Source organism: Belnapia mucosa, assembly GCF_016775475.1.
GTDB lineage: Bacteria > Pseudomonadota > Alphaproteobacteria > Acetobacterales > Acetobacteraceae > Belnapia > Belnapia mucosa.
Map to the genome: position 1 here is coordinate 50,117 of NZ_JAEUXJ010000009.1, position 23,272 is coordinate 73,388.

Consider the following 23,272-nt stretch of genomic DNA (forward strand, 5'->3'; position numbering starts at 1 on the left):
TGCGGCAGGACCTGGCGCCGGACGGACCCTTGGGCCCGCTGGTGCCGGAGCCGCTGGAAGCCGCCATCGATGCCGCCGCGGCGCATCTTCTCTCCCGCCAGCAAGCCGATGGGCATTGGGTGTTCGAGCTGGAGGCGGATGCCACCATCCCGGCCGAATACCTCATGCTCTGCCGCTTCTTCGGCCGCCGCGACCCGGCGCGGGAGGCGCGGATCGGCCGCTACCTCCGCCGCATCCAGGCGCAGCAGGATGCCAATTGCGGCGGCGGCTGGCCGCTCTTCCATGGCGCGCCGATCGACATCTCCTGCTCGGTGAAGGCCTATTTCGCCCTGCGCCTGATCGGCGACCCGGCCGATGCGCCGCATATGGCCCGCGCGCGGGAGGCGATCCTGGCCGCCGGCGGGGCGGAGCGCAGCAATGTCTTCACCCGCGCCACCCTCGCCCTGTTCGGTGAGGTGCCCTGGCAGGCGGTGCCGGTGATGCCGCCCGAGATCGTGCTGCTGCCGCGCTGGTTCCCCTTCCACCTGTCGAAGATCAGCTACTGGGCCCGCACCGTGCTGGTGCCGCTGACGGTGGCGATGGCGCGCCGGCCGCAGCCGCTGGCGCCCTTGGGCGTCGGCATTGCCGAGCTGTTCCGCACCCCGCCCGCCCAGGTGCGGGACTGGCCGGGTGGCGCCCATGCCGCCGAGCCCTGGCGCACCCTGTTCCGCAAGATGGATGGGGTCCTCCAGCGCGCCCATGGCCTGATCCCCGAGGCGCTGCGCGCCCGGGCCGAGGCCCGGGCCGAGGCCTTCGTGACCGAGCGGCTGAATGGCGAGGACGGGCTGGGCGCCATCTACCCGGCCATGGCCAATGCCATCTGGATGTACCATTGCCTCGGCGTCCCGGAGGACGATCCGCGCCTGGTCACCGCCTGGGCCGCGGTCGAGAAGCTGGTCATGGACCGGCCGGACCGCGACGAGACCTATGTGCAGCCCTGCCTCTCCCCGGTCTGGGACACCGCCCTCGTCGCCCATGCCCTGCTGGAGGCCGGCGGCGCCGAGGCCGAGGCGGCGGCGGGGCGCGGCCTCGGCTGGCTGCTGGACCGGCAGGTGACGGATCTGGAGGGCGACTGGGCCGAGGCGCGTCCCGGCGTGCCGCCCGGCGGCTGGGCCTTCCAATATGCCAATCCGCACTACCCCGATGTGGACGACACCGCGGCGGTGGTCCTCGCCCTCGACCGCGCCCGGAAGGGGGCGGCGGCCGGGGCCGAGGCGGCGCAGCTGGAAGCGGCCATCGCCCGCGCCACTGACTGGGTGGTGGGGATGCAGTCGAAGGGCGGCGGCTGGGGCGCCTTCGATGCCGACAACACCCACCAATACCTGAACAGCATCCCCTTCGCCGATCATGGCGCGCTGCTCGACCCGCCGACCGCCGATGTCTCCGGCCGCTGCCTCGCCATGCTGGCGCAGCTCGGCCATTCGCCGGACAGCCCGGTGGTGCGGCAGGCGGTGGCCTATCTTCTGGGCGAGCAGGAGCCGGATGGCGCCTGGTATGGCCGCTGGGGCGTCAACTATGTCTATGGCACCTGGTCGGCCGTCACCGCACTGAACGCCGCCGGCCTGCCGCCCGAACATCCGGCGATGCGCAAATCCGTCACCTGGCTCAAATCGGCGCAGAACCCGGATGGCGGCTGGGGCGAGGATGGGATGACCTATCCCCGCCGCGGCGGCACCCGCGCCGACCCGGACCGCCGCATGGGCCCGAGCAGCGCCAGCCAGACCGCCTGGGCGCTGCTGGCGCTGATGGCGGCGGGGGCGACGGATGACCCGGCGGTCGAGCGCGGCGCGCTGTGGCTGCTGCGGAACCAGGGACCGGACGGCGCCTGGCCGGAGGAGGACTATACCGGCACCGGCTTCCCGCGCGTCTTCTACCTCCGCTACCACGGCTATGCGCGGCTGTTTCCGCTCTGGGCGCTGGCGCGGCTGCGGAACCTGCGGCGCGGGAATTCGCGGCGGGTAGCCTGGGGGCTATAAGCCCTCAGGCGCTCGGGGGAAGTGCCGGCGGCTGAAGCCGTGGTAGATCGCCCGGTCGCCATGGTCGCTCGCCTTGCCGACGAAGCGCAGCCACCAATGCGGCTCGAGCGCGGCCAGCGTCGCCTCCACCTGGTGGGCGTGGTTGATCTCGAGCACGAGGCGGCGACCGAGCCCGTGCAGCCAGTCCGGCACGCCGAGATGCGTCACCATCGCCAGGTAGAGCACGACATCGAGGCCGCCGATGCCCTCGGGCAGCCCCTCATGCAGCGCGGCGCCGCGGTAGTCGATGTTGAAATGCCCGAGATGGTTCGAGGCATAGGCGGCTGCCCGCGCCGTCTCCGGCCAGTCGAGCCCGAGCCCATGCCGGGCCCCGCGCGCCGCGGCATAGTTCAGGAATTGCCCGCCATTGCAGCCGATATCGAGCACCGTGGCGCCGCCGAATTCGATCCGGTCGAGGCCAAGGTCGCCCACCCGCCGCAGCGTGTCGCGGATGCCCTCGCCGATGCCGAGGCCGGGTGCGGTCTGGTATTTCGATTCGCCGAACTGGGTGTGGCGCAGGTAGTGGGTGCGGAGGAATTCCACATGCGCCTCGGTCGGATAGGCATACTGCCAATCGACCCAGGTGCCGAGCCGGTGGTTGCCCGGCGTCGCCAGGTCGCCGAAGGGTGGGTTCAGCCCGTGCCGGGCGCAGAATTCAGCGATCCGGCCATGCAGATCCTCCGGTAGCGGCGGCTCGGCATCGTGGCGGAGCAGCGCCGCATCCTCGGTCAGGATGCCGGGATGCAACGTGCCGCAGGGGCCTTCCAGCAGGAACAGCCCATGGATGCGCGGCGCCAGCCCGGCCATGGCGGCGAAATTCTGCGCCTTCAGCGACAGCAGCAGATTGCCCTGGCTGCGGATGTCGAGCCCCGGCTCATGCGCCAGGTTGAAGTAGCGGCCCCAGTTCACCCCGCGCAGGTCGTCGCCCTGATAGGGGTATTGCCAGATCTTCAGGGTCAGCCCGGCCGGGTCGCGGCCGAACCAGGCGCCGATGCGCTGGAGCAGCGCCGGGTCGCGGCAGATGAAGGCCCAGGCGCCGGATTCCTGCTCGTCGATCAAGGGCTCGGTGCCGGCGGCGAAGCGCGGCAGGTCGCTGATCCGGGTCGGCAGGGCGAAGCCCTCCGCCTCGGGCCAGGCGGCCGGCGCAGCGGGCGGCGGCAGGTCGAGCGCGACGCGGTGAACCGGGGGCGGGGCGGCCGGCGCAGGGGAGGCCGGCGCGCGGTCCAGCACCAGCGGCGCGCGCTGCCGGTCGGGCAGGGCGAGGATGTTCCACTCCGCCGCACTCTCGCCATCCCAGTCGGGCGGCGCATGCGGCGCCTCGGCATCGTCGAGGAAGCCATAGCCGAGCCGGTCCAGCAGCGCATAGATCTCGCGGTAGTCATAGCCGGCGCGGCGCATGGAGCGCGGCGCGATCTCGCAATAGACCGCCGGCCGCGCTTCCTCCAGCACCCGCGCCGCGCCCTGCAGCACGAAGAATTCGTAGGACTGCACATCCATCTTGAGGAAGCCGACATCCCGGTGCGGGATACCCTGGCGTTCCAGCAGCGCATCCAGCGGCAGCACCGGCACCGCCTCGCCTTCCGGCGCTTCGTCCGGCCGGATGCCGAGGGCGCCGAAATTGGCGAAGCCGCCATAGCTGATCGGATACATCCGCAGCACCGCTTCCCGCGCGCCGAGCCCCATGCGGAAGGGCGTGACATTGGCGCAGCCGTTCAGCGCGATATTCGCATTCAGCAGGTTGTACATCTGCATCTGCGGCTCGAAGGCCAGCACGCGGCCGCCCGGCACCAGGCGCGACAGGGCGATGCTGTGGTGGCCGATATTGGCGCCGACATCGACCACCACCCGGCTGCCCGGCACATGGCGGCTGAAGATGCGCAGGCTGTCCGGTTCCCAGGTGCCGGCGGCGGCGAGGTAGTCGGCGACGCCGGTATCAGTCCGCAGCGCGAGGAAGCGGCCCTCGGCGGCCTCGATCAGCCGGCAATGCGGGCTGGCCTTCCGGCCCAGCTCGGGATGGTAAACGCCGGCGCCGCTGCGCAGGCCGAGGAACCAGAGCTGGCAGGCGCGCGCATCGGGGTGGCGCATGCCGGTCGCCTCGATCCGCACCGGCTCCGCCTCGCCGGCGGCCTCGACCGGAATCTCCAGCATCCCGCTCTCGGCCTCGGGCGCGTAGAGGTCGTGGATCGCATAGCGCCCCGCCTCCCGCACCAGCACATGGCCGGACCAGCCATGGCGGACCAGCATCAGCCGCCAGCGGCCCTGCGGCAGGTGGAATTCCATCCAGGCCCCGGCCGCCCCGGCATACAGCGTGGCACGCCGGGTATAGGGGCTGATGCGGCTGCTCCACCGGCCGCCGCTGCGCCAGGCCAATTCCCGAAAACCGGCCGCGTCCCCGCCGCCGATTAGCAGGCCCTCTCGCTCGTCCATCAGTCTGTGTCCCGTCAGCCCTGCCCGGGCCGGATGCGATGATGCAGGTCGAAGCCGCCGCGCGGCCGGGCCTCGACATGGGCGCGCAACGCGGCATCGGCGGCCGCCACCGGCTCAGCCCGCGCCCGCTCGGCCTCGATCAGGGCGGCGAGCGCCGCCTCCAGCGCCTGCTGGCTGCCCTCCTGGCGCTGCACGTCCATGGCGGCGCGGGCCTGCGGCCGGCGGTTCAGCGGCCCGCCGCGGAAGCGCGCCATCGGCGCCCGCAGCGCGGCCGAGAGCTCCGGCCAGGGCTCGAAGCTGCCGCGGCGGAGCAGGAGATGCGCCAGCATCTCCGGCCAGGACCCCACCTCGGCAGCAAGCCGTGCGGCCTCACCCGGCGCCGGCGCACCCGGCTCCAGCATGGCGAGCAGGCGGTGGACGGCATCGGCGTCGAATTGCATCTCAGGCGGCCTCCCGCCGGTTGCGCGCGGCGGCGGCCAGCGCTTGGAAGGCGGGTTCCAGCCGATCCACCATGGCGGCGATGGTGAAGCGCGTCTCAAAGCTGTGGCGGGCGCCGGCGGCCAGCTGGGCGCGGCGCGCCGGGTCGCGGGCAAGGTCGAGCAGCGCCGCGGCCAGCGCCTCCGCCGCTTCCGGCCCATCCGGGACCAGCAGGCCATCGACGCCATCGGTGACCACCTCGGCCAAACCACCGGCCGCAAGCGCCACCACCGGCGTGCCGGCCGCCATCGCCTCGATCGCCACCAGGCCGAAGGACTCGTAGCGGCTCGGCACCAGGACGAGGTCGGCGGCGCGATAAGCCGTCTCCAGCGCCTCCCGCTCCAGCAGGCCGGGGAAGCGGGCGCGGGGATGGGCGAGCAGGGCGGCGAGCGGGCCTTCAGCGGAGCCCTGCCGGTCGGGCAGGCCGCCGGCGAAGGTGAACTCCGCCTCCGGCAGCGCCTCCAACACCGCGAGCGCCGCCTCCACCGCGAGGTCGAAGCCCTTGCGCGGCTCGAACCGCCCGACGAAGAGGATGCGGCAGCCCGGCCGGGGCGGCGGCGGCGCTCGGCCGGCCAGCAGGTCCTCGGTGCCGTGCGGCGCCAGCACCACCCGCGCCTCGGGCAGGGTCAGGCCATAGGCGGCTTCCAGATCGGCGACCACCGCGCACGAATTGGCCAGCAGCAGCGGCGCCGTAGCCAGCGCCCGCGCCTCCGCCGCGATCATCCGCCGCACCATGAAATGCTCGTAGAGCGGCCGCGCCAGCCAGTCCGGCTTGAAGGGCCGGGCCAGGGCGTAGCTGGTATGCAGGCTCATCGCCACGCCGAGATCGGGGTCGTGCAGGCAGGCCATCGCCTCCAGATCCCAGATCGGGAAGGACAGGACGTCGAGGCCGAAATTCTTCAGCGCCTCCACCTCCCGCCGGACGCGGTTGTTCCAGGCGGCGATGTTCGGCGGCAGGCCGAGATCGGCCATCAGCGCCTCGGCGCCCGCCTCCTCGGGCAGCAACGCATGCAGCCAGAGCCCGTCCTGCTGGACGACGCTTTCCTCGGCCTCGGCGCGGGTGATGACATGCACCACATGGCCGCGCCGCAGCAGTTCCCGCGCGACCATCGCGGTCCAGCGGGCGATGCCGGCATCGGTGGCCGGGGGCCAGCCCTGGCTGACCATGCAGATGCGCAGCCCTGGCGCCGGGGCGAAGGGCAGGAAGGGCTCCGGCGCCGCATCTTCCGGCAGGTCGGCCCGGGCGCGGTGGCCCTTGGTGCGGGCCAGGGCCTGCCCATCCTGCAGGCCGAGCGCGAGATCCTGGTCGAGCGAGCGCCGGTGCTCCGGCCCGATCTCGCCATGCCGCTCGAACCAGGCATTGCAGTCGAGGAGCTCGGTCCGGTAGCGCTCCAGCTCCCCGGCGACGCGGCCGGGATTCTGCGCCGCGCCGTGACGGGCGACGAAATAGGCCTTGCTGACCGCGGAGGGGTAGAGCGTGCGGGCGATGCGGCCGGCATTGCGGATGCCGCTCGGCGCGAATTGGTGGAAGACCAGCGCGGTCGGCTCGTAGCGCACCTGCCAGCCGGCATCGACCAGCCGCAGGCAGAGATCGGTCTCGTCCAGCAGATAGGCATAGGCGGTATCGAACCCGCCCACCTGCCGCAGCGCCGCCATGCGGAAGCTGGAATTGGTGCCGAGCAGGCTGGGATAGAACGGCGTGCCGGGCCGGTTCAGCGGCCGCTCATCGAAGAAGTCGGAGACAGGGTGCGCATTGCCGAAGCGGTCGCAGACCGTCTTGCGGGCCTGCCAGCGCGTGCCGGTATTGTCGACCGTATAGCCGCCGACTGCCCCCACGGCCGGATCCGCATAGGCCGCGAGGAGGTGGGCCAGCCAATCGGGATGCGGCACCGCATCGTCGTCGATGAAGGCGACAACCTCGCCGGCGGCGGCGGCGATGCCGATATTGCGGGAGAGCGAGAGGTTCTGCTCCGGGCAATGCCGCAGCTTGATCCCCGCGCCCCATTCGGCCAGCAGCGCGGCGGTGCCGTCGGTGGAGGGGCCGTTCACCACCACCACTTCGAAGCGGGCGCCGCGCAGCCCGCGCAATCCCTGCAGGGCGCTGCGCAGATGCGCCACGCGATTGCAGGTGTTGATGACGATAGTGACCTGGGGGCTGGCCTCGGGCGGCATCAGCGGGCGTCCTGTTCGGCCAGCAGCAGCATCAGGTCGCGATTGGCACGCGCCATCTCCTCCCGCCCCATCACCGCCAGCAGCAGGGCACGCCGGGTTGGTGCGGTGCGGAGCAGGGGCAGCACCTCCTCGACCAGTTGCGGCGGGCGGTGCAGCAGCAGGGCATGGGCCAGTTCCACATCTTCGCTCCAGGGCGCCTCCTCCAGCGGGTGCGGGGCGGGCGGGCGGGGCGATGGATCGGGCGCCTCGGCATGGCCGAGCAGCCCGGCGACATGGGCGATATGCCGGCGCAGATCGGCGGCCGCCTCCGGGTCCAGGGCCAGCGCCGAGCGATAGGCGACCTCGGCATCCGGCAGCTTGCCCTGTTCCTTCAGGGCATGGCCATATTGCACCCGGTAGCCGGCATGCAGCGGGTAGAGGCTGAGGGCGCGCCAATAGCCATATTCGGCCTCGGGCCATTGCCGCCGGTCCCGCGCCGTATCGGCCTGGGCGATATGCTGGCGGAATTCCGGGTCGAGGCAGGCCGCGGCATAGGTGAGGGAAACTCCCTCTGCCCGGCTGGCGGCGACACGGGGCAGGCCGCGCAGCAGGGACTGGGCGGCGGGCACCGCGCCCTCCCGTAGCAGGGTCTCGGCCAGGGCGAGGTCGGGCCGGCCACCGCCAGGCGGGGCGGCTTCGGGGCGGCTCAAGCTGTCGGGTGCGGGGATGGGATGCAGCAGCGCGGTGTTCATGGACCCTCCCTCGCGCTTGTAAGGAACTCGCAACGATTTTATTTCATATGGAATGCTTCCGCATCCGGAAAAATGCGAATTGGGCACGAAATCCTCAGCCGGCTGGAAGGCCGGCCCGATCCGGTGCAGTCAGCCGCTGCGGCAACGACCTGCGGCGTGCCGATCATCGGTACACTCCATCCACAGCTTCCCCCACAGCCGGCTGCGCGCGCTGTGGATGAAATTGGGGGGCAAAAGTGGAACGCCGCCGGTGGCCCCGGCGGAAACCCGCAGCCAACCGCCCTTTTCCGCGATGCACAGGGTCGGGAGCGCCTGTGGATTCTTCGCTATTGAGCCCGACAATCACGAATGCGTGCTTGATCGTATCGCATCCGCTGCCCCATCTTCTGGGCTAATTTCAGGAGTCTGTTCCATGGATGCCTCGGGCCTGATGATGCCCCGGGCGGCGGTCACCGCCGCCTGCGGGGCTTGCGCCGGCGCCAGCCGCGGCCTCTGCCATGGGCTGGAGGAAGCCGATCAGGCGGCGCTGTTCAATGCCGCCTCCTCCCTCCGCCTCCCGGCCCGCAGCGCCGTCTTCCGCGAGGGCGACCGCGCCAATGCGGTCTTCACCCTGAAGGACGGCGCCGCCAAGCTGCTGCGCGCCCTGCCGGATGGCCGGCAGCAGATCATCGGCTTCCGCTTCCCTGGCGACCTGATCGGTTATACCGCCCGCGACCGCTATCCCTGCGATGCGGAACTGGTCTCCGACGCGACCGTCTGCCGGGTGGACCGGGGGCGGCTCGAGAGCATGAGCCGGCATTGCGCCGGCCTGTCCCACCGGCTGCTGGAACTCTGCGCCGAGGATCTGGCCGCCGCGCAGGACCAGCTGAACGCCATGGCGCAGAAAAGCGCCGAGGGCCGCGTCGCCGCCTTCCTGCTGATGCTGCGCGAGGCCGACCGGCGCAATGGCGGCACCGGGCTCGACCTCTCGCTGCCGATGACGCGGGCCGATATCGGCGACTATCTCGGGCTGACGATCGAAAGCGTCAGCCGGGTCTTCGCCGCGCTCCGCCGCGGCGGTCTGGTGAAGGAGCCGCAGCGCGGCCGCCTCCGCCTGGCCGACCTGCCGGGACTGGAGGCGCTGGCCGGCAGCGACGGCGCCGCCGCGCCGCTCAGTGGCCCCGGGCGTCCTGCTCATCGAAGTGCCGCTTGACGCAGCCCAGCGCGAAGAGAAGCCCGAAGCCGAACAGGCCAAGGCCGAAGACCTGCATGTAGTCATGCGCCGCCGCGGCGGCCAGCAGGCCGACCAGGGCGATGAGGCCGGAGAAGATCAGGAAGAAGATGCGGCTGGAGATCATGACCGGTTAGTCCTTTCTGCGGTCTGGTCGTCGAAGAGAATGCGGGTCGCGGCACCGTCCAGGTCTTCGTACTGGCCGGCGCGCAGCGCCCAGAGGAAGCCGCCCAGGCCGAGCAGGCCGAGCGCCAGGGCGACGGGAACAAGCAGGATCAGCGCATCCATGGGGCAGGCCTTTCCGCGCGCAGCGCGTTGAGGATGACGGCGATGGAGGAGCTGGCCATCACCGCCGCAGCGCCGAGCGGCGTCACCAGCCCGGCCACCGCGGCCGGCACCGCCACCAGGTTGTAGGCGAGGCTGAAGGCGATGTTCTGCCGCGCCAGGGCCTGCGCCCGCCTTGCGGCATGGATGGCGCCCGGCAGGGCCAGCAGCGCCTCGGTCCGCAGCACGAGATCGGCCGCGCCTTGGGCCAGGTCCTGCGCCCCCGGCGCCGCGACGGCGGCATAGGCCAGGGCCAGCGCCCCGGCATCGTTGATGCCATCGCCCACCATCAGCGGCCGGTGCCCCGCCTCGCGCAGATCGGCGATGCGGGAGAGCTTCGCCTCCGGGATGGCGCCGCCCTGCCAGGATTCGATGCCGAGCTCGGCTGCCACCGCGGCAACCGCGCCGGGCGCATCGCCCGACAGGATCTCGACCGGCAGGCCGAGCTCGCGCAGCGCCTGGATCGCTGCCGCCGCGTCCGCGCGCAGCGCATCGGCGAAGCGAAAGGCGACGGGCGCGGAGCCCCCCTCGGTGAACCACAGCACGGGAGTGTCGCCCGCCTCGCGCACGCCGCAGAAGCGGGCGCTGCCGAGCCGGGCGGTGCCGGCCGTCATGCCCTGGCCGGGATGCTCCTCGGCATCGGCGCGCAGCGGCGCATCCGGGCAGGCGGCGGCGAGCGCCCGGGCCAGCGGGTGCCGGCTGCCGCGGGCGAGGCCAGCGGCGGCGCGCAGCTCCGCCGGGCTCCAGATGCCCGGCAGCAGGCGGGGCGTGCCCGTGGTCAGCGTCCCGGTCTTGTCCAGCACCACGCAATCCACCGCCGCCAGCCGCTCCAGCGCGGTCGGGGAGGTGACCAGCACGCCGCGGCGGAACAGCGCGCCCACCGTCACCACCTGCACCGCCGGCACCGCGATGGCGAGGCCGCAGGGGCAGGTGACGATCAGCGCCGCGACGGCCGGCACCAGCGCCGCCTGCCAGCCCTGCCCGGCGCCAAGCCACCAGCCGAGGAAGGTGCCGGTCGCCACCACCAGCACGGTCGGCACATAGAGACGGGCGGCCTTGTCGGCCAGCGTCACGAAACGCCCGCGCGCCTCGGCCGCCTGATCCAGCAGCCGGGCCGTCGCGGCCAGCGAGCCATCCGCCGCCGCCGCGGTCACCCGCAGCACCGCCGGGCCGCCCATGTTGACCGCACCGGCGGCCAGCGCCGAGCCGGGTGCGACCGGGCGCGGCAGGCTTTCGCCGGTGGTCGCCGCCAGGTCGAACAGGCCGGGCGCGTCCTCCAGCACGGCATCCAGCCGCAGCCGCTCCCCGGCCGCGAGCAGGATGCGGTCCCCGGCGCGGATGGCGCCGACCGCGACCTCCTCCTCCGCCCCATCAGGGCCGAGGCGGCGGACCGTGCCGTCCTGCAGCGCCAGCAGCTCCGCCACCGCCCGTCCGGCGCGGCCGCGCGCGGTGCGGTCCAGCAGCCGCCCGGCCAGCAGCAGGGCGAGCAGCGTGGTCGCGCCGTCGAACCAGGTGAAGGGCCCGTTGCGCCAAGCCTCCGAGAGCGACATCGCGGCGGTCGCCAGCACGCCGAGGCTGACCGCCACATCCATATTGGTCCGCCGCGCGCGGAGCGCCGCCAGCGCCGAGCGGTAGAAGGGCAGCCCCGCGAGCGCGATGGTCGGCAGGCCGATCAGCGCCGCCAGCCAATGCATCAGCGCCCGGGTCTCGGCGCCCATATCCTCGCCGACCCAGACGGCGACCGAGACGAGCATCACATTCATCGCGCCGAAGGCGGCGATGCCGAGCGCCCGGACCAGGCCGCGCGTCTCCGCATCATCGGCGGCGCGCAGGCAAGCGGGAGTGAAGGGCACGGCGCGGAAGCCGAGCCGGCCGAGCAGGGCGGCGATCTCCTCCGCCCGTTCCCGCTTTCCACGCCAGCGCAGCGTCAGCCGCCTTGTGGTCAGCGCAGCCCGGGCCGAGAGCATGTCGGGTTCGGCGGCCAGGGCCTGCTCCACCAGCCAGACGCAGGCGCCGCAGCGCAGGCCGGAGACCATGAGGTCCAGCCGCCAGAGCCCCGTCCCCTCCGCCACCGCCGCAGCGGCCAGCGGCACGGGCGGTGCCGGATCGGGCCGCAGCGCGCCATCCGGGGCGCTGCGCTTGCGGTAGAAGGCATCGAGCCCCATGCCCTCGACCAGCCCATGCGCCGCCTCGCAGCCCTCGCAGCAATAGCGGGCGGGCGGGGTGACGGAGGCGCCGCAATGGGCGCAGGCGGTCGCCGGGATGGCGATGCGGGAGATGACGCTCATGGCGCGATCACCCGCTGGCGGATGTCGAGATGCCGGCCGGCGGCATCGGTCAGGGTCAGCCGTGCCTCCCACTGGCCGGGCGCCGGCAGCGCCACGGGCGCGGACCAGCGGCCGGGCCCGCTGCGCTCGGGCTCGATCGGCAGGCTGGTGCCCTCGATCGGGCGGCGCAGGAGGCCCTCCAGCCGACCCTCGACCGGCAGGCCGTCATGGTCGGTGACCGCGACCTCCAGCCGGCCCTCGGCCAGCGTGACGCGCGGGGTCCAGCCGAGCGCGGCCTGGCGCGCCGCTTCCTCGAGGATATGGTTGTAAGCGCGGCCGCGGTCATAGGACCGGCCGGTGGTGGTGCCGGTGAAGCTCTGGACGGCGGCTGTGATCAGCACGCCGTTCACGCCGACCACCAGGAGCATCATCCCGGTGAAGACCCAGGGGATCCAGCGGCCGCGGGCGGGGTCGTAGGTGCGCGTGGTCATTGTTGCGGTCCCAGGAACACGCTGCCGGCCTCGGCCAGGGGCCGTCCGGCGGCGTCGAGCAGGCGGAAGCGGATGGGCTGGTGCTCCGTCAGGCGGAGCGCCGGCGGGGCGGTGACCAGGGCGCGGAAGCTGGCGACGCCATCGCCGCGCACCGGCAGCAGGGGGCGGCCGGCGGCATCGGTCGGCGCATCCTGCACCAGCAGCCGGAGGCCGGGCGGGCCTTCGAGCGCGAGGAGGTAGCGGCCGCCCTCGCGGCTCTTGTCGGCGAGCTTCAGCACATAGGCGTTGCGGACGCCGCCATCGGAGAGGCGGACGAAGGGCGGCGCGCGCTCCGGCAGCACCGTCAGGCTGAGGCTCTCGCGCAGCAGCAGCGCGCCGAGCATCACGGCGGCCACCACGGCCAGCACGCCGCCATACATCAGCGTGCGCGGCCGCAGCAGGCGCAGCGGGCGGCGCGCCGCCATGCCGGCGGCGTGGCGGGCCGGGCCCGGTTCCAGCTCCGCCGCCGCGGCTTCGCTGGCGGCGAGGTTGGCCAGCGTCTCGAAGCCGATCAGCCCTTCCGGCCGATGGAGCTTCCGCATGATGTCGTCGCAGGCATCGATGCAGAGGCCGCAGCCGATGCAGCCGAGCTGCTGGCCTTCACGGATGTCGACGCCGGTCGGGCAGACCTGGACGCAGGCGCTGCAATCGGCGCAATCGCCGGTGCCGGCATCGCGCGGCTTGCCGCGCGGCTCGCCGCGCCAGTCGCGATAGGTGACGACCAGGCTGTCCTGATCGAGCATGGCGCCCTGGAAGCGCGGCCAGGGGCACATATAGGTGCAGACCTGTTCCCGCGCGAAGCCGGCCAGCACATAGGTCGTGGTGGTGAAGAGGGCGAAGAAGAACCAGGTCTGCAGCGAGATCCGGCCGGGATGCAGCAGCAGCGTCGGCGCATCCTGGAAATACATGATCCAGGCGCCGCCGGTGGCCGCGGCAATGCCGAGCCAGGCGGCATGCTTGGCAATCCGCCGCAGCGTCCGGTCGCGCGAGGGCGGGCCGGCATCGCGCTTCATCCGCGCGTTGCGATCGCCCTCGATCCGCCGCTCCACCCACATGAACAGGTCGGTCCAGACCGTCTGCGGGCAGGTGAAGCCGCACCAGACCCGGCCGAACAGCGAGGTTGCGGCAAAGAGGCCGATGGCGCCCAGGATGAGCAGGCCGGTCAGGAAATAGACCTCCTGCGGCCAGAGCTCTATCCAGAAGAAGAACAGGCGGGCATGGGCCATGTCGACCAGCACCGCCTGGTCCGGCGCGCCGGGCCCGCGATCCCAGCGCAGCCAGGGCACGAGGTAGTAGAGCCCGAGCAGCACGGTCAGCACCGCCCATTTCACGCGGCGCACCCGGCCCTGCACCGCGCGCGGATAGATCTTCCGATGCGCGGCATAGAGCGAGGCGGGGGCGGGTCCGATATCGGGCATGACGGGTCCCCTACTGCTCCCCACCGCCCAGAGCGTGGACATAGACGGTCAGCATGTTGATCACCGCCGGGTCGAGCCGCCCCTGCCAGGCCGGCATCACGCCGGCGCGGGAATAGGCGATGGTCCGGGTGACGGAAGCCTTGTCGCCGCCATAGAGCCAGATGCGGTCATCCAGCCGCGGCGCGCCGACCTGGCGGTTGCCCTCGCCGCGATCGCCATGGCAGGCGGCGCAGTTCTCGGCGAAGAGCGTGGCACCCGCCGCATTGGCCGGGCCGGTGCCGGAGAGCGAGAGCACATGCTCCGCCACATCGCCGATCTGCGCCATGGTCAGCCCGGCCTGGGCGAAGGCCGGCATGGCGGTGCCGCGGGCTTCCGCATCCTCGCCATTGCGGACGCCATGGCTGATGGTGGTGCGGATATCGTCGAAGCTGCCGCCATAGATCCAGTCGTCATCGGCAAGGCTCGGGAAGCCGCCCGGCGCGCCCTGGCCGCCGGCGCCGTGGCAGCCGGCGCAGCTGGTGGCGAAGGCGATGCGGCCGCCGGCCAGCGCATGGGTGCGGAGTTCCGGATCGGCGGCGATGGCCTCCGGCGTCGCGGCGCGCAGCCGGGCCAGTATCGGCTCGGCCTTGGCGCGCTCGGTCGCCATGGTCTCGGCGAGCTGCCTGCGGGTATCCGCGCCCAGCACGCCGCGGACGAAGGGCAGTGCCGGATACAGCACCACCCAGGCCAGCGCGAAGGCGATGGTGGCGTAGAAGGTATAGAGCCACCAGGAGGGCATCGGGGTATCGAGCTCGCGGATGCCGTCCCATTCATGGCCGGTGGTGGCGACACCGGTCGCGGCATCCGTCTCTGGCTTGCGTGCCATGGTCGTGGCCTTCAGGTCTGCTGGTCGCGGAGCGGGATCTCGGCGTGGCGCCGGGCCACGTCGCGGCTGCCCGGGCGCAGAACCCAGGCGAGGATCCCGGTGAAGAGGAGGACGAACCACACCACCCAGACGGTGGAGAGGATCTCGTGCAGGCGCTGGATATCCATCGCGCGATCCCCCTTACGGCTGGCGGAGCTGCTCGGGCGTCACGTCCGAGAAGCGGACGAGGGTGCCGAGCATCTGCAGATAGGCGACCAGCGCATCCATCTCCGTCACCACCTTGGGGTTGGCATCGAAGGCCGCCTGGCGGGCGTTCGGGTAGCGGCGGCTGAAGCCGGAGGCATCGGCCTCGGGCGTCGCCTGGGCGGCGAGGTCGTTGGCGGCCTCGTTGATCATCTCCTCCGTGTAGGGGACGCCGACGGCGCGCTGGGCGCGGAGATGCGCCTTGATCTCCTCGGCATCCAAGGGCCGGTCGAGGAAGGCGTAGGGCGGCATGACAGAAGCCGGCACCAGATCCCGCGGGCTGCGCAGATGCGCCGCCTGCCAGTCATCCGAGTAGCGGCCGCCGACGCGGGCGAGGTCCGGCCCGGTGCGCTTGCTGCCCCACTGGAAGGGATGGTCATACATGCTCTCGGCCGCGAGGCTGTAATGGCCGTAGCGCTCCGCCTCGTCGCGGAAGGGGCGCACCATCTGGCTGTGACAGAGGTAGCAGCCCTCGCGCACATAGATGTTGCGGCCCATCAGCTCGAGCGGGGTGTAGGGGCGGATGCCCTGCACCCGCTCGATCGTGGTCTCCACGAGGAAGAGCGGGACGATCTGCACCAGGCCGCCGATGGCGACCGTCAGCAGGGTGAGCACGCCGAGGATGACGAGGTTCTTCTCGATCAGGGCGTGGGTGAAGCGGTTCATGGGCGTGCCTCTCCTTACTCGGCAGCCATCGGCACGGCGGCGGGCAGGGCGGCGGGCGCCGCTTCCTCCTCGGCCGTGATCGTGCGGTAGATGTTGTAGGCCATGATCAGCGCACCGCTCAGGTAGAGCAGGCCGCCCAGCATCCGGATGACGTAGTAGGGGTGCATCGCGGCGACGGTCTCGACGAAGGCGTATTGCAGGAAGCCGAGCTCGTCATAGGAGCGCCACATCAGGCCCTGCATGATGCCGCTGACCCACATCGCGGTGATGTAGAGGACGATGCCGAGGGTCGCGACCCAGAAGTGCCAGGAGACCAGGCGCTCGGAGTAGAGCTGCTTGTTCCACAGCACCGGGATCAGCCAGTAGAGCGCGCCGAAGATGATGAAGCCGTTCCAGCCAAGGGCACCGCTATGCACATGGCCGATGGTCCAGTCGGTGTAGTGCGAGAGGCTGTTCACCGCGCGGATCGACATCACCGGCCCCTCGAAGGTGGCCATGGCGTAGAAGCCGACGGCGGTGACCGAGAAGCGCAGCGCGGGATCGGTGCGCAGCTTGTCCCAGGCGCCCGACAGGGTCATCAGCCCGTTGATCATGCCGCCCCAGGAGGGCATCCAGAGCATGATCGAGAACACCATGCCCAGCGTCTGCGCCCAGTCCGGCAGCGCGGTGTAGTGCAGGTGGTGCGGGCCGGCCCAGATATAGAGGAAGATCAGCGACCAGAAATGCACGATGGACAGCCGGTAGGAATAGACCGGCCGGTCCGCCTGCTTCGGGATGAAGTAGTACATCATGCCGAGGAAGCCGGCGGTCAGGAAGAAGCCCACCGCGTTGTGGCCGTACCACCACTGGATCATCGCATCCTGCACGCCCGAGGCGACGCCATAGGACTTGCCGATGCCACCGCCGACCGGCAGCGCCAGGTTGTTGACGATGTGCAGCATCGCCACGGTGATGATGAAGGCGAGCAGGAACCAGTTCGCCACATAGATATGGGGCTCGCGCCGCTTCAGCAGCGTGCCGCCGAAGCCGACCAGATAGGCGACCCAGACGACGGTCAGCCAGAGATCCACATACCACTCGGGCTCGGCATATTCCTTGCCCTGGGTGACGCCGAACAGGTAGCCGACCGCGGCGGTGACGATGAAGAACTGGTAGCCCCAGAAGAGGAACCAGCCCATCTCCTCGCCGCCGAACAGCCGGGCGCGGCAGGTGCGCTGGACGATGTAGAGGCTGGTGCCGATCAGCGCGTTGCCGCCGAAGGCGAAGATCACCGCGCTGGTGTGCAGCGGCCGGAGCCGCCCGAAGGTGGTCCATTCGAGGTCGAGATTGAGCAGCGGAAAGGCGAGCTGCGCGGCGATCACGACGCCGGCGAGGAAGCCCGCGATGCCCCAGAAGACCGTAGCGATGGCGAAGGCGCGGATCGGCGCTTCCACATCCGGCTCGGCTGGCGTCAGCGCCATGGGGGCAGCAAGTGCGGCCATGCGAAACATCTCCCTGCCCTGGCGCAAGCGGCGCCGAGGAGCATCGGCGCACACTGCGCCGTGAGGGGTTCGGAGTCCTTGATCCGGATCAAGGCGGGGCGATGGCCAGGACGGCTAGCCTGCCGCATGCTCCCCGGAGGATCGTCACGTATGCCGAGCGAAGCCCTATCCCTGTCGCAGGCGCGGCGCGTCCGCCGCGTCACGGCCGACCGGCCTTGGGTCTGGCTCACCCTCGGCTGGCGCGACATGATGTCGAACCGCGCCATCAGCCTCGGCATCGGCGGCGCGCTCACGCTGTTCGGCTGGGCGTTGTCGCTGCTGCTGTTCGAATCCGGCGCGCAATGGGCGATCCTGCCGGCCACCGCCGGCTTCTTCATCCTGGCGCCGCTGCTCGCCGTGCCGCTCTATGAGATCTCGCGCCGGGCGGAGCTCGGCCAGCCGACGACGCTGGCCGATGCGGTGCAGCCCTTCCGCCGCCCTGGCGGGCAGATCGCCATGATGGGGCTGGTGCTGCTGCTGATCCATCTGTTCTGGGTGCGGGTCGCGGGTCTGCTCTTCGCGCTGTTCTTCGGCGGCGTCGCCCTGCCCTCCCTCGCGCGCCTGCCGCTGGCGATGCTGCAATCGGAGATGCTGCTGCCCTTCCTGATCATCGGCACAGGCTTCGGCTTCGTCCTCGCCGCGGTCACCTTCGCCATTGGCGCCGTCTCGCTGCCGATGCTGGTGGACCGCGATGTCTCCTGGCTCGAGGCGGTGACGATCAGCATCGAGGCGGTGCTGGAGAACCGGCAGGCCATGGCGCTCTGGGCCGGGCTGATCGTGCTGTTCACCGGGCTGGCGCTGGTGCCCTTCTTCCTCGGCCTCGTCGTGGTGCTGCCGCTGGTCGGGCATGCGACCTGGCATGCCTATCGGGATCTGGTCGTTCGCTAGAGAAGCCGGATCGCCAGGGCCAGCAGGACCAGGGCGTTGAAGCCGTGCAGCAGCGGCGCCCAGCGGCGCAGCCAGGGCGCCGCGCGGCGGTGGAAGAAGCCGCCGAGCAGCGCCAGCGCCACCAGCGCCGGCATGGTCCCGAGCACGAAGGCCAGCATCGCCAGCGCCCCGGCCAGCGCGCTGCCGCTCGCCGCCGCCGCGGTCAGCGCGCCATAGAGCAAGCCGCAGGGCAGGGCCGAGAGCAGCAGGCCGAGCAGCAGGCAACGCCAGGCTCCCGGCCCTTCCAGCAGCCGGCCGAGCCGCGGCGGCATCAGCCCCGGCCGCGGCAGATGCATCGCCAGCGCCGGCACCGCCTGGGCCAGCATCCCGAAGGCGGCGAGGCCGAGCAGCAGCGGCGGCACCACATGCAGGCCGGGCAGCTGCGCCAGCGCGGCCGAAAACCCGCCCGCCGCCGCACCCAGCGCCGCATAGCCGATGGCGCGCCCGCCATGATAGGGCAGCAGCAGCGCACCCGAGAGCCGGGCGAGGCGGCCGCCGCCCAACCCCTCGCCGCGCGCCATCTGGGCCAGCACGAAGGGGCCGCACATGCCGGCGCAATGGCTGGCGCCGCCGGCCAGGCCGGCGAGGAACAGCGTCCCCGTCAGCGCCGGCAATCCCTCGGGGCCGAGCGCATCCAGGGCGTGAAGACAGGACTCCAGCATCCCGCCAGCATGGCCGCCCCCGCCGGGACCGTCCTTGATCGCGATCAGTCCCCGGCGAAGGCGTGCAGCAGGGCCGGCAGGGCCAGCAGCACCGCCGCCAGCACCGCTGCCAGGCTGATCGCCAGCAGCACCCCCATGCTGGCCGTGCCCGGATGGGACGACAGGGCGAGGGTGCCGAAGGCGCTGGCCGTGGTCAGCGCGCTGAACATTACCGCCCGCGTCACCGGCCGCGCCAGCAGCACCCTCTCGCCGCCCTGCCAGGCCACGACGAAATAGATGTCGAAGGCGACGCCGATGCCGAACAGCAGCGGCAGGGCGATGATATTGGCGAGGTTGAGTGGGGGGCCGACCACGGCGCAGATCGCCAGCGTCACCAGCCCCGCCAGCAGCAGCGGCGCCAGGGCCAGCAGCGCCAGCCGGGGGCTCCGCAGCGCTGCCAGCAGCAGCAGCACGGTCCAGACCAGCCCGATCGCGCCGGCCAGCAGGAAGGCATGGCGGATGGTGGCCGAAGATTCCTGGATGGAGATCGCCATGCCGCCCGCATCCGGCGCCACCGACTGCACCGCATGGGCGAAGCGGCGCAGTGCGGCATTGTCGTCCGAAAGGTCGCGCGGCCAGGCCTCGATCCGGGCGCGGCCATCCGGCGCCACCCAGTCCCGCGCCAGCTCCGGCGGCAGGGTCTGCAGCGTCACCGGCGCCGCCTGCAAGGCGTCGTTCAACTGGGCGAGGGTGGCGCGCAGCCCGGGCAGCAGCGACTGGTCGAGCAGGGCGCGACCCGCGGGCGGCCCCTCGGCGAGGGTGGCCAGCGCCGTTGCCAGCCGCCGGGCATCGATCGCGGGCGGGCCGGTGGCGCGATCCGCCTCGCGCGTCAGCGCCCTGGCCAGGTCGCGCAGGGCGGCGGCCACAGCGGCGTCATCGGGCGGCGGCGCCACCTCCGGCGGGGAAAGGGTCGGGCCCATCAGGTCGGCCGCGTCCTGGACCAGGGCCAGCTTCGCCGCCTGCCCCTCCGGCACGAAGCTCGCCAGGGTCATCACCCGTGCCACCTCCGGCAGCGCCTCCAGCCGCGCCGCCACCGGCCCGGCAGCCTCCAGGCTGGGCGCCAGAACGTTCAGCGTGTTGGGCGTGGTCTCGGCGCTGCCCATCAGGTCGCGGAAGGTCGCCACCGCCTCGGATTGCGGGTCGCGCAGGTTCAGCGGGTTGAAGTCGAAGACCAGCACCGGCAGGGCTGCGGCAGCCAGGAGCGCCAGCAGCAGCAGCCCGGCCGAAACCCGCCGCGCCTGCCGCGCCAAGCCGCCTTCCAACCCGGCCAGCCCGGCCCAGCCGGGTTCCGCCGCCTCGCCGGGCGGATGCGCCAGGCGCAGCAGGGCCGGCAGCAGCGAGAGCGAGAGGGAGGCCGCGACCAGCATGCCGAAGCCGGCGATGGCGCCGAGTTCCGAGACGCCGCGATAATCGGTCGGCAGGAAGGCGAGGAAGCCGCCGGCGATGGCCAGCGCCGCCAGCACGATCCCCGGCCCCGCTGTCGATGCGGCGGCGATGATGGCCGGCTCCAGCGCCGCCAGCCCGTGCCGCTGCTCGCGGAAGCGCACCGCGAACTGGATGCCGAAATCGACGCCGAGGCCGATGAAGAGCACGGCGAAGGCGATGGAAAGCGGGTTGAAGGGCCCGATCGCCAGCGCGCCGAAGGCCGCCGTCATCAGCAGCCCCAGCAGCAGGGTCGCCAGCACCGGCAGGATCAGCCGCCAGGACCGCAGCGCCAGCCAGAGCAGCAGCGCCACCAGCGCCAGCGACAGCAGGGTATTCCGCACCGCCCCCTCGGCGACCGAGGCGAATTCCTCATCCGCCATGGCGATGTCGCCGGTCATCCGGAACCGCACCGCCGGCAGGCCGAGCCCGACCGCCGCCTCGCGGATCGCCTCGGCCCCGGTGGCGCCGGGGCTGAGGGCGGAGAAGTCGAGCCGCGGCTGCACCAGCACAAAGCGGCGCAGCTCCTGCGGCGCCGGCGCCCGGCCGGTGAAGAGCTGGCCCCAATCGGGCGGCGCAATCCGCCCATCGAGCGCCGCCTCCGCGGCCGGCGCCAGGGCAGCGAGCGGCGCGGCGATGGCGGAGAGCTCCGCCTCGCCCCGCGCCACCCCCTCCAGCACCAGGCCGAGCGCGGTGGCGAGGCCGCGCAGGCTGGGATCGGCGGCGAGCGTCCCGAGCAGGGGCTGGGCGGCGATGATCCGCTCCGTCGTGTCGCGGAGCTCGGCTTCCTCGAGGAAGAGCAGGCCGTTGCGGCGGAAGAAGGGCAGGGCATCCGGCCGCCGGACCGTGAGGAAGAGGTCGCGCCGCCGCTCCAGCGCCTCGGCCAGGCCGGCGGCGGCGCGGTCGGCGGCATCGGCGGTCGGCCCGTCCACCACCACGGCGATCAGCCTCTCCCGCTGCGGGAAGGCGGTGGCGAGGCGCTGCTCCGTCTCCCGCCAGGGCAGGCCGGCGGGGAAGAGCGCATCGACATCGGTATTCATGGCGAAGCGCTGCGTGACCGCGAGGCCCGAGAGCAGCGCGGCCAGCAGCGCGAGCAGAACCACCAGTCGCGGACGCAGGATGGCGGCCTGCGCCAGGGCGGCGCAGCGCCGGGCAATCAGGGCGGTCAAGGGTCAGGCTTCCCGGTAGAGCAGCAGCAGGATGCCGATCCCGATCAGGCAGGCGGGCCAGAGCGGGCGGCCGATGCGCGCCAGCTCCGGCGGGCCGCGCAGCTCGGTCCAGCGGGCGCAGCCGGCGACCACCGACAGGATCGCCAGCGGCAGGTGCGACAGCTCGATCAGCTGCGCCTCCTTGATGTTGGAGATCGCATGGGTATGCGCCAGCAGCAGCACGCCGCCGGCCAGCATCGCCACCGGGAAGACGAAGCGCACCCGCCCCCGCAGCAGGCCGAGCCGCACCGACCATTCCGAGAGGGCGAAGACCACCACCAGCAGGGCGGCGATCTTGTGCTGCACCACCTCCGGGTCGCGGAGGCTGTCCAACAGGCCGATATCGCCGAGCGGCCAGGCCTCGGGGTCGGAGCGGACCAGCAGGAAGGCGGCGAGGCCGAGGAAGACCAGCGGCCAGTGCCGGGCGAGCGGCACCCGCCCCGTGGCATCTAGCAGCGCCGCCAGCCCGACCAGCAGCACCATGACGCCGGCCCAGTGGTGGTTGTACTCGCTCCAGGCGATGTCGGTGGCGTTGCGCGGCGGCAGCAGCCCCTCGCCCGGGGTGAAGGCCTGCGGCCGCTGTGCCGCCTGGCGCTGCTGCCATTCGGCATCGAGCTGGGCCTGGAGGGCAGGGATCGCCAGGTCGGCATGGTCCGGGCTGGTGAGGCGCGGCCATTCCGGGGTGAAGCGCTCGGTGATCTCGGCCCAGGTGACGCGGTCATCGGGCAGGTCCATGGCCGGCGGGACCGAGGTGAGGGAGGCGGCGACGGCCAGCACGGCGATGCCGATCGCCATCTCCGCCTCGATGAAGCGGCGCAGCCGCAGCACCCCCTCGGGGCTCGGCGCGATGCGGTGCAGCAGGCGGTAATTCATCGCCCCCAGCACCAGCAGCAGCACCATCATGACCAGCTTGGACGCCGCCATGGAGCCGTAGGCGGTGCCATAGACCGCCTCGACCGAGCCGATGAAGCCGAACCAGAAGCCGGCACTGCCGAGCAGGATCAGCCCGACGCCGCCGGCCGCCAGGCGCGAATAGCGCTGCCCGACGATCCGGGCCGAGGCCGGGGTCAGCCGCAGCGCAGCCACCAGGCAGGGCAGCCCGCCCAGCCAGAAGGCGGCGCCCGCCTGGTGCAGCGCCGTCGCGGCCAGCAGCATGGACCGGCCCTCGACCCGGGCGATGGCATGGCTGCCGAAGGTGACGGCCAGCAGCACCAGCAGGGCGGCGCCCGCCAGACCCCAGCGGCGGCCCGGCCCCGGGACTCCGCGCGGCAGGGCGAGCGCCAGGAGGGCCAGCATGGCCAGCAGGTCGAGCCCGGTGAAGATGACGAAATCCGCCCCGAGCAGCGCCCCGGCACTGATATCGAGCGTCGCCTCCAGCGCCGCGAAGCCCAGCAGGCCGAGCGCGAGCGTCGAGATCAGAGAGGCGATCCCGGCGATGATCGCCGTCCGCCGGGCGATGGCGTGCAGCCGGTCGGTGTCGCCCGGCGGCATCAGCCGGCCTTCCGGCACCGCCAGCAGGGTCCAGAACACGACCGAGCCCAGCAGCACGGTCCGCGCCACCAGCTCCGCCGCGTGCAGGATGACGCTGGCGAAGCCGTAGAGATCGAGGAACTGCTCCACTCAACGGCCCCGGATGGTGAAGGGGATGTCGCCGCGGGTGATGTGCCCGTCCACCGCCAGCACCTGCCAGCGCAGCCGCCAGGCGCCGGGCGCGACCGGGCCGGCCAGCGGCGCCTCCAGCACGATGGGGTCGCCATCCTCGCGGATCGGCAGGGCGGTCTGGCTGTTGTCCTCGCCGATCAGCAGCAGCCGGCTGCGGGCATGGTCGAGCCGGCTGTTGAAGCGGATCGTCACCCGGGCCGGCGCCGCCGCCAGGCTGGCGCCCGCCACCGGGTCGGAATTCACGACCACCGCATGGGCCGCGGCGGGGCCGGAGAGCAGGGCCCCGGAAAACAGGGCCAGGGCGAACAGGATCACGGCGCCGGACAGGGCGCGCCGGGCCGGGCTGGGGCAGGGGGGCAAGGCATCCTCCGGTCGGGGGCAACCACTCCCCGGTTGCAACCTGGCGGCAAAGTGCAGCAAAACAGCAGCGGCGCAAGATGCCGCGAGG

Annotated in this window: 20 protein-coding genes; 3 read left to right on the forward strand and 17 right to left on the reverse strand. The window is 72.3% G+C overall.

Translation table 11 applies throughout. The features are described 5' to 3' along the window. The first annotated feature begins 11 nt into the window (after positions 1-11). Positions 12-2,015 (forward strand): squalene--hopene cyclase, encoded by a 2,004-nt coding sequence (gene shc / locus JMJ55_RS19435; RefSeq protein WP_456237081.1) that lies wholly within the window; start codon positions 12-14, stop codon positions 2,013-2,015. On the opposite strand, the gene JMJ55_RS19440 is transcribed toward shc, so the two are convergent. Genes JMJ55_RS19440 through JMJ55_RS19455 form a run of 4 tightly spaced genes read right to left on the reverse strand, consistent with a single transcriptional unit; the run spans position 2,010 to position 7,861 of the window. Continuing rightward, positions 2,010-4,481 carry an FkbM family methyltransferase gene (locus JMJ55_RS19440; protein ID WP_202827258.1) on the reverse strand — a complete coding sequence of 824 codons (2,472 nt, stop codon included), beginning with the start codon at positions 4,479-4,481 and terminating at the stop codon, positions 2,010-2,012. The two genes, shc and JMJ55_RS19440, sit on opposite strands and share 6 nt — an antisense overlap. Before the next feature lie 14 nt (positions 4,482-4,495). Next, on the reverse strand, positions 4,496-4,921 hold the full coding sequence (locus JMJ55_RS19445) for a hypothetical protein (RefSeq protein ID WP_202827259.1): 426 nt from the start codon (positions 4,919-4,921) through the stop codon (positions 4,496-4,498). 1 nt (position 4,922) lies between these two features. Continuing rightward, positions 4,923-7,130 carry a glycosyltransferase gene (locus tag JMJ55_RS19450; RefSeq protein WP_202827260.1) on the reverse strand — a complete coding sequence of 736 codons (2,208 nt, stop codon included), beginning with the start codon at positions 7,128-7,130 and terminating at the stop codon, positions 4,923-4,925. Further along, complete coding sequence (locus tag JMJ55_RS19455; RefSeq protein ID WP_202827261.1) at positions 7,130-7,861, reverse strand: hypothetical protein; 732 nt, start codon at positions 7,859-7,861, stop codon at positions 7,130-7,132. The genes JMJ55_RS19450 and JMJ55_RS19455 overlap by 1 nt, the downstream gene beginning before the upstream one ends. A 412-nt stretch (positions 7,862-8,273) precedes the next feature. On the opposite strand from JMJ55_RS19455, the gene JMJ55_RS19460 reads away from it, so the two are divergent. Continuing rightward, positions 8,274-9,053 carry a Crp/Fnr family transcriptional regulator gene (locus JMJ55_RS19460; protein WP_202827262.1) on the forward strand — a complete coding sequence of 260 codons (780 nt, stop codon included), beginning with the start codon at positions 8,274-8,276 and terminating at the stop codon, positions 9,051-9,053. Here the strand turns inward: JMJ55_RS19460 and JMJ55_RS19465 are convergent. Genes JMJ55_RS19465 through ccoN form a run of 9 tightly spaced genes read right to left on the reverse strand, consistent with a single transcriptional unit; the run spans position 9,013 to position 16,865 of the window. Beyond that, entirely contained in the window at positions 9,013-9,198 is a 186-nt protein-coding gene (locus JMJ55_RS19465) for a hypothetical protein (RefSeq protein ID WP_202827263.1), read from the reverse strand. The two genes, JMJ55_RS19460 and JMJ55_RS19465, sit on opposite strands and share 41 nt — an antisense overlap. Next, positions 9,195-9,359: a cbb3-type cytochrome oxidase assembly protein CcoS gene (gene ccoS, locus JMJ55_RS19470; RefSeq protein ID WP_202827264.1), complete on the reverse strand. Its 165-nt coding sequence runs from the start codon at positions 9,357-9,359 to the stop codon at positions 9,195-9,197. Before ccoS ends, JMJ55_RS19465 begins: the two co-directional genes overlap by 4 nt. Beyond that, positions 9,347-11,683, reverse strand: a complete 2,337-nt coding sequence (locus tag JMJ55_RS19475) for a heavy metal translocating P-type ATPase (RefSeq protein ID WP_202827265.1) — start codon at positions 11,681-11,683, stop codon at positions 9,347-9,349. The genes ccoS and JMJ55_RS19475 overlap by 13 nt, the downstream gene beginning before the upstream one ends. Then, a complete protein-coding gene (locus JMJ55_RS19480; RefSeq protein WP_202827266.1) occupies positions 11,680-12,153 on the reverse strand; it encodes a FixH family protein in 474 nt (157 codons plus the stop codon). The genes JMJ55_RS19475 and JMJ55_RS19480 overlap by 4 nt, the downstream gene beginning before the upstream one ends. Beyond that, positions 12,150-13,610, reverse strand: coding sequence for a cytochrome c oxidase accessory protein CcoG (gene ccoG, locus JMJ55_RS19485; RefSeq protein ID WP_236033856.1), 1,461 nt, complete (start codon positions 13,608-13,610; stop codon positions 12,150-12,152). Before ccoG ends, JMJ55_RS19480 begins: the two co-directional genes overlap by 4 nt. A gap of 10 nt (positions 13,611-13,620) precedes the next feature. Beyond that, a complete protein-coding gene (gene ccoP, locus JMJ55_RS19490; RefSeq protein WP_202827268.1) occupies positions 13,621-14,475 on the reverse strand; it encodes a cytochrome-c oxidase, cbb3-type subunit III in 855 nt (284 codons plus the stop codon). A gap of 11 nt (positions 14,476-14,486) precedes the next feature. Next, positions 14,487-14,642 (reverse strand): cbb3-type cytochrome oxidase subunit 3, encoded by a 156-nt coding sequence (locus tag JMJ55_RS19495; RefSeq protein ID WP_202827269.1) that lies wholly within the window; start codon positions 14,640-14,642, stop codon positions 14,487-14,489. A 13-nt stretch (positions 14,643-14,655) separates the two neighbouring features. After that, positions 14,656-15,384 (reverse strand): cytochrome-c oxidase, cbb3-type subunit II, encoded by a 729-nt coding sequence (gene ccoO / locus JMJ55_RS19500; protein ID WP_202827270.1) that lies wholly within the window; start codon positions 15,382-15,384, stop codon positions 14,656-14,658. Between the two features lie 14 nt (positions 15,385-15,398). Beyond that, positions 15,399-16,865, reverse strand: a complete 1,467-nt coding sequence (ccoN, locus tag JMJ55_RS19505) for a cytochrome-c oxidase, cbb3-type subunit I (RefSeq protein WP_202827271.1) — start codon at positions 16,863-16,865, stop codon at positions 15,399-15,401. 150 nt (positions 16,866-17,015) lie between these two features. Between ccoN and JMJ55_RS19510 the strand changes: the two genes are divergently transcribed. Next, positions 17,016-17,792, forward strand: coding sequence for a DUF2189 domain-containing protein (locus tag JMJ55_RS19510; protein WP_202827272.1), 777 nt, complete (start codon positions 17,016-17,018; stop codon positions 17,790-17,792). On the opposite strand, the gene JMJ55_RS19515 is transcribed toward JMJ55_RS19510, so the two are convergent. From JMJ55_RS19515 to JMJ55_RS19530, 4 genes are read right to left on the reverse strand one after another with little or no spacing between them, the layout of a single operon-like run. Beyond that, a complete protein-coding gene (locus JMJ55_RS19515) occupies positions 17,789-18,493 on the reverse strand; it encodes an urease accessory protein UreH domain-containing protein (RefSeq protein WP_202827273.1) in 705 nt (234 codons plus the stop codon). The genes JMJ55_RS19510 and JMJ55_RS19515 overlap by 4 nt on opposite strands. A gap of 44 nt (positions 18,494-18,537) precedes the next feature. Next, complete coding sequence (locus JMJ55_RS19520) at positions 18,538-21,123, reverse strand: MMPL family transporter (RefSeq protein WP_202827274.1); 2,586 nt, start codon at positions 21,121-21,123, stop codon at positions 18,538-18,540. A gap of 3 nt (positions 21,124-21,126) precedes the next feature. Continuing rightward, positions 21,127-22,782 carry a copper resistance D family protein gene (locus JMJ55_RS19525; protein ID WP_202827275.1) on the reverse strand — a complete coding sequence of 552 codons (1,656 nt, stop codon included), beginning with the start codon at positions 22,780-22,782 and terminating at the stop codon, positions 21,127-21,129. After that, complete coding sequence (locus JMJ55_RS19530) at positions 22,783-23,184, reverse strand: copper resistance CopC family protein (RefSeq protein ID WP_202827276.1); 402 nt, start codon at positions 23,182-23,184, stop codon at positions 22,783-22,785. Between the last annotated feature and the right edge of the window lie 88 nt (positions 23,185-23,272).

What these genes read in the sequence shown, in the direction of transcription:
- JMJ55_RS19510 (WP_202827272.1), top strand. Translation starts at nt 17,016, where the DNA reads ATGCCGAGCGAAGCCCTATCCCTGTCGCAGGCGCGGCGCGTCCGCCGC.
- JMJ55_RS19465 (WP_202827263.1), bottom strand. Translation starts at nt 9,198, where the DNA reads ATGATCTCCAGCCGCATCTTCTTCCTGATCTTCTCCGGCCTCATCGCC.
- JMJ55_RS19455 (WP_202827261.1), bottom strand. Translation starts at nt 7,861, where the DNA reads ATGAACACCGCGCTGCTGCATCCCATCCCCGCACCCGACAGCTTGAGC.
- JMJ55_RS19460 (WP_202827262.1), top strand. Translation starts at nt 8,274, where the DNA reads ATGGATGCCTCGGGCCTGATGATGCCCCGGGCGGCGGTCACCGCCGCC.
- JMJ55_RS19450 (WP_202827260.1), bottom strand. Translation starts at nt 7,130, where the DNA reads ATGCCGCCCGAGGCCAGCCCCCAGGTCACTATCGTCATCAACACCTGC.
- JMJ55_RS19480 (WP_202827266.1), bottom strand. Translation starts at nt 12,153, where the DNA reads ATGACCACGCGCACCTACGACCCCGCCCGCGGCCGCTGGATCCCCTGG.
- JMJ55_RS19440 (WP_202827258.1), bottom strand. Translation starts at nt 4,481, where the DNA reads ATGGACGAGCGAGAGGGCCTGCTAATCGGCGGCGGGGACGCGGCCGGT.
- ccoP (WP_202827268.1), bottom strand. Translation starts at nt 14,475, where the DNA reads ATGGCACGCAAGCCAGAGACGGATGCCGCGACCGGTGTCGCCACCACC.
- ccoO (WP_202827270.1), bottom strand. Translation starts at nt 15,384, where the DNA reads ATGAACCGCTTCACCCACGCCCTGATCGAGAAGAACCTCGTCATCCTC.
- ccoS (WP_202827264.1), bottom strand. Translation starts at nt 9,359, where the DNA reads ATGGATGCGCTGATCCTGCTTGTTCCCGTCGCCCTGGCGCTCGGCCTG.
- JMJ55_RS19495 (WP_202827269.1), bottom strand. Translation starts at nt 14,642, where the DNA reads ATGGATATCCAGCGCCTGCACGAGATCCTCTCCACCGTCTGGGTGGTG.
- JMJ55_RS19515 (WP_202827273.1), bottom strand. Translation starts at nt 18,493, where the DNA reads ATGCTGGAGTCCTGTCTTCACGCCCTGGATGCGCTCGGCCCCGAGGGA.
- JMJ55_RS19445 (WP_202827259.1), bottom strand. Translation starts at nt 4,921, where the DNA reads ATGCAATTCGACGCCGATGCCGTCCACCGCCTGCTCGCCATGCTGGAG.
- ccoN (WP_202827271.1), bottom strand. Translation starts at nt 16,865, where the DNA reads ATGGCCGCACTTGCTGCCCCCATGGCGCTGACGCCAGCCGAGCCGGAT.
- ccoG (WP_236033856.1), bottom strand. Translation starts at nt 13,610, where the DNA reads ATGCCCGATATCGGACCCGCCCCCGCCTCGCTCTATGCCGCGCATCGG.
- JMJ55_RS19475 (WP_202827265.1), bottom strand. Translation starts at nt 11,683, where the DNA reads ATGAGCGTCATCTCCCGCATCGCCATCCCGGCGACCGCCTGCGCCCAT.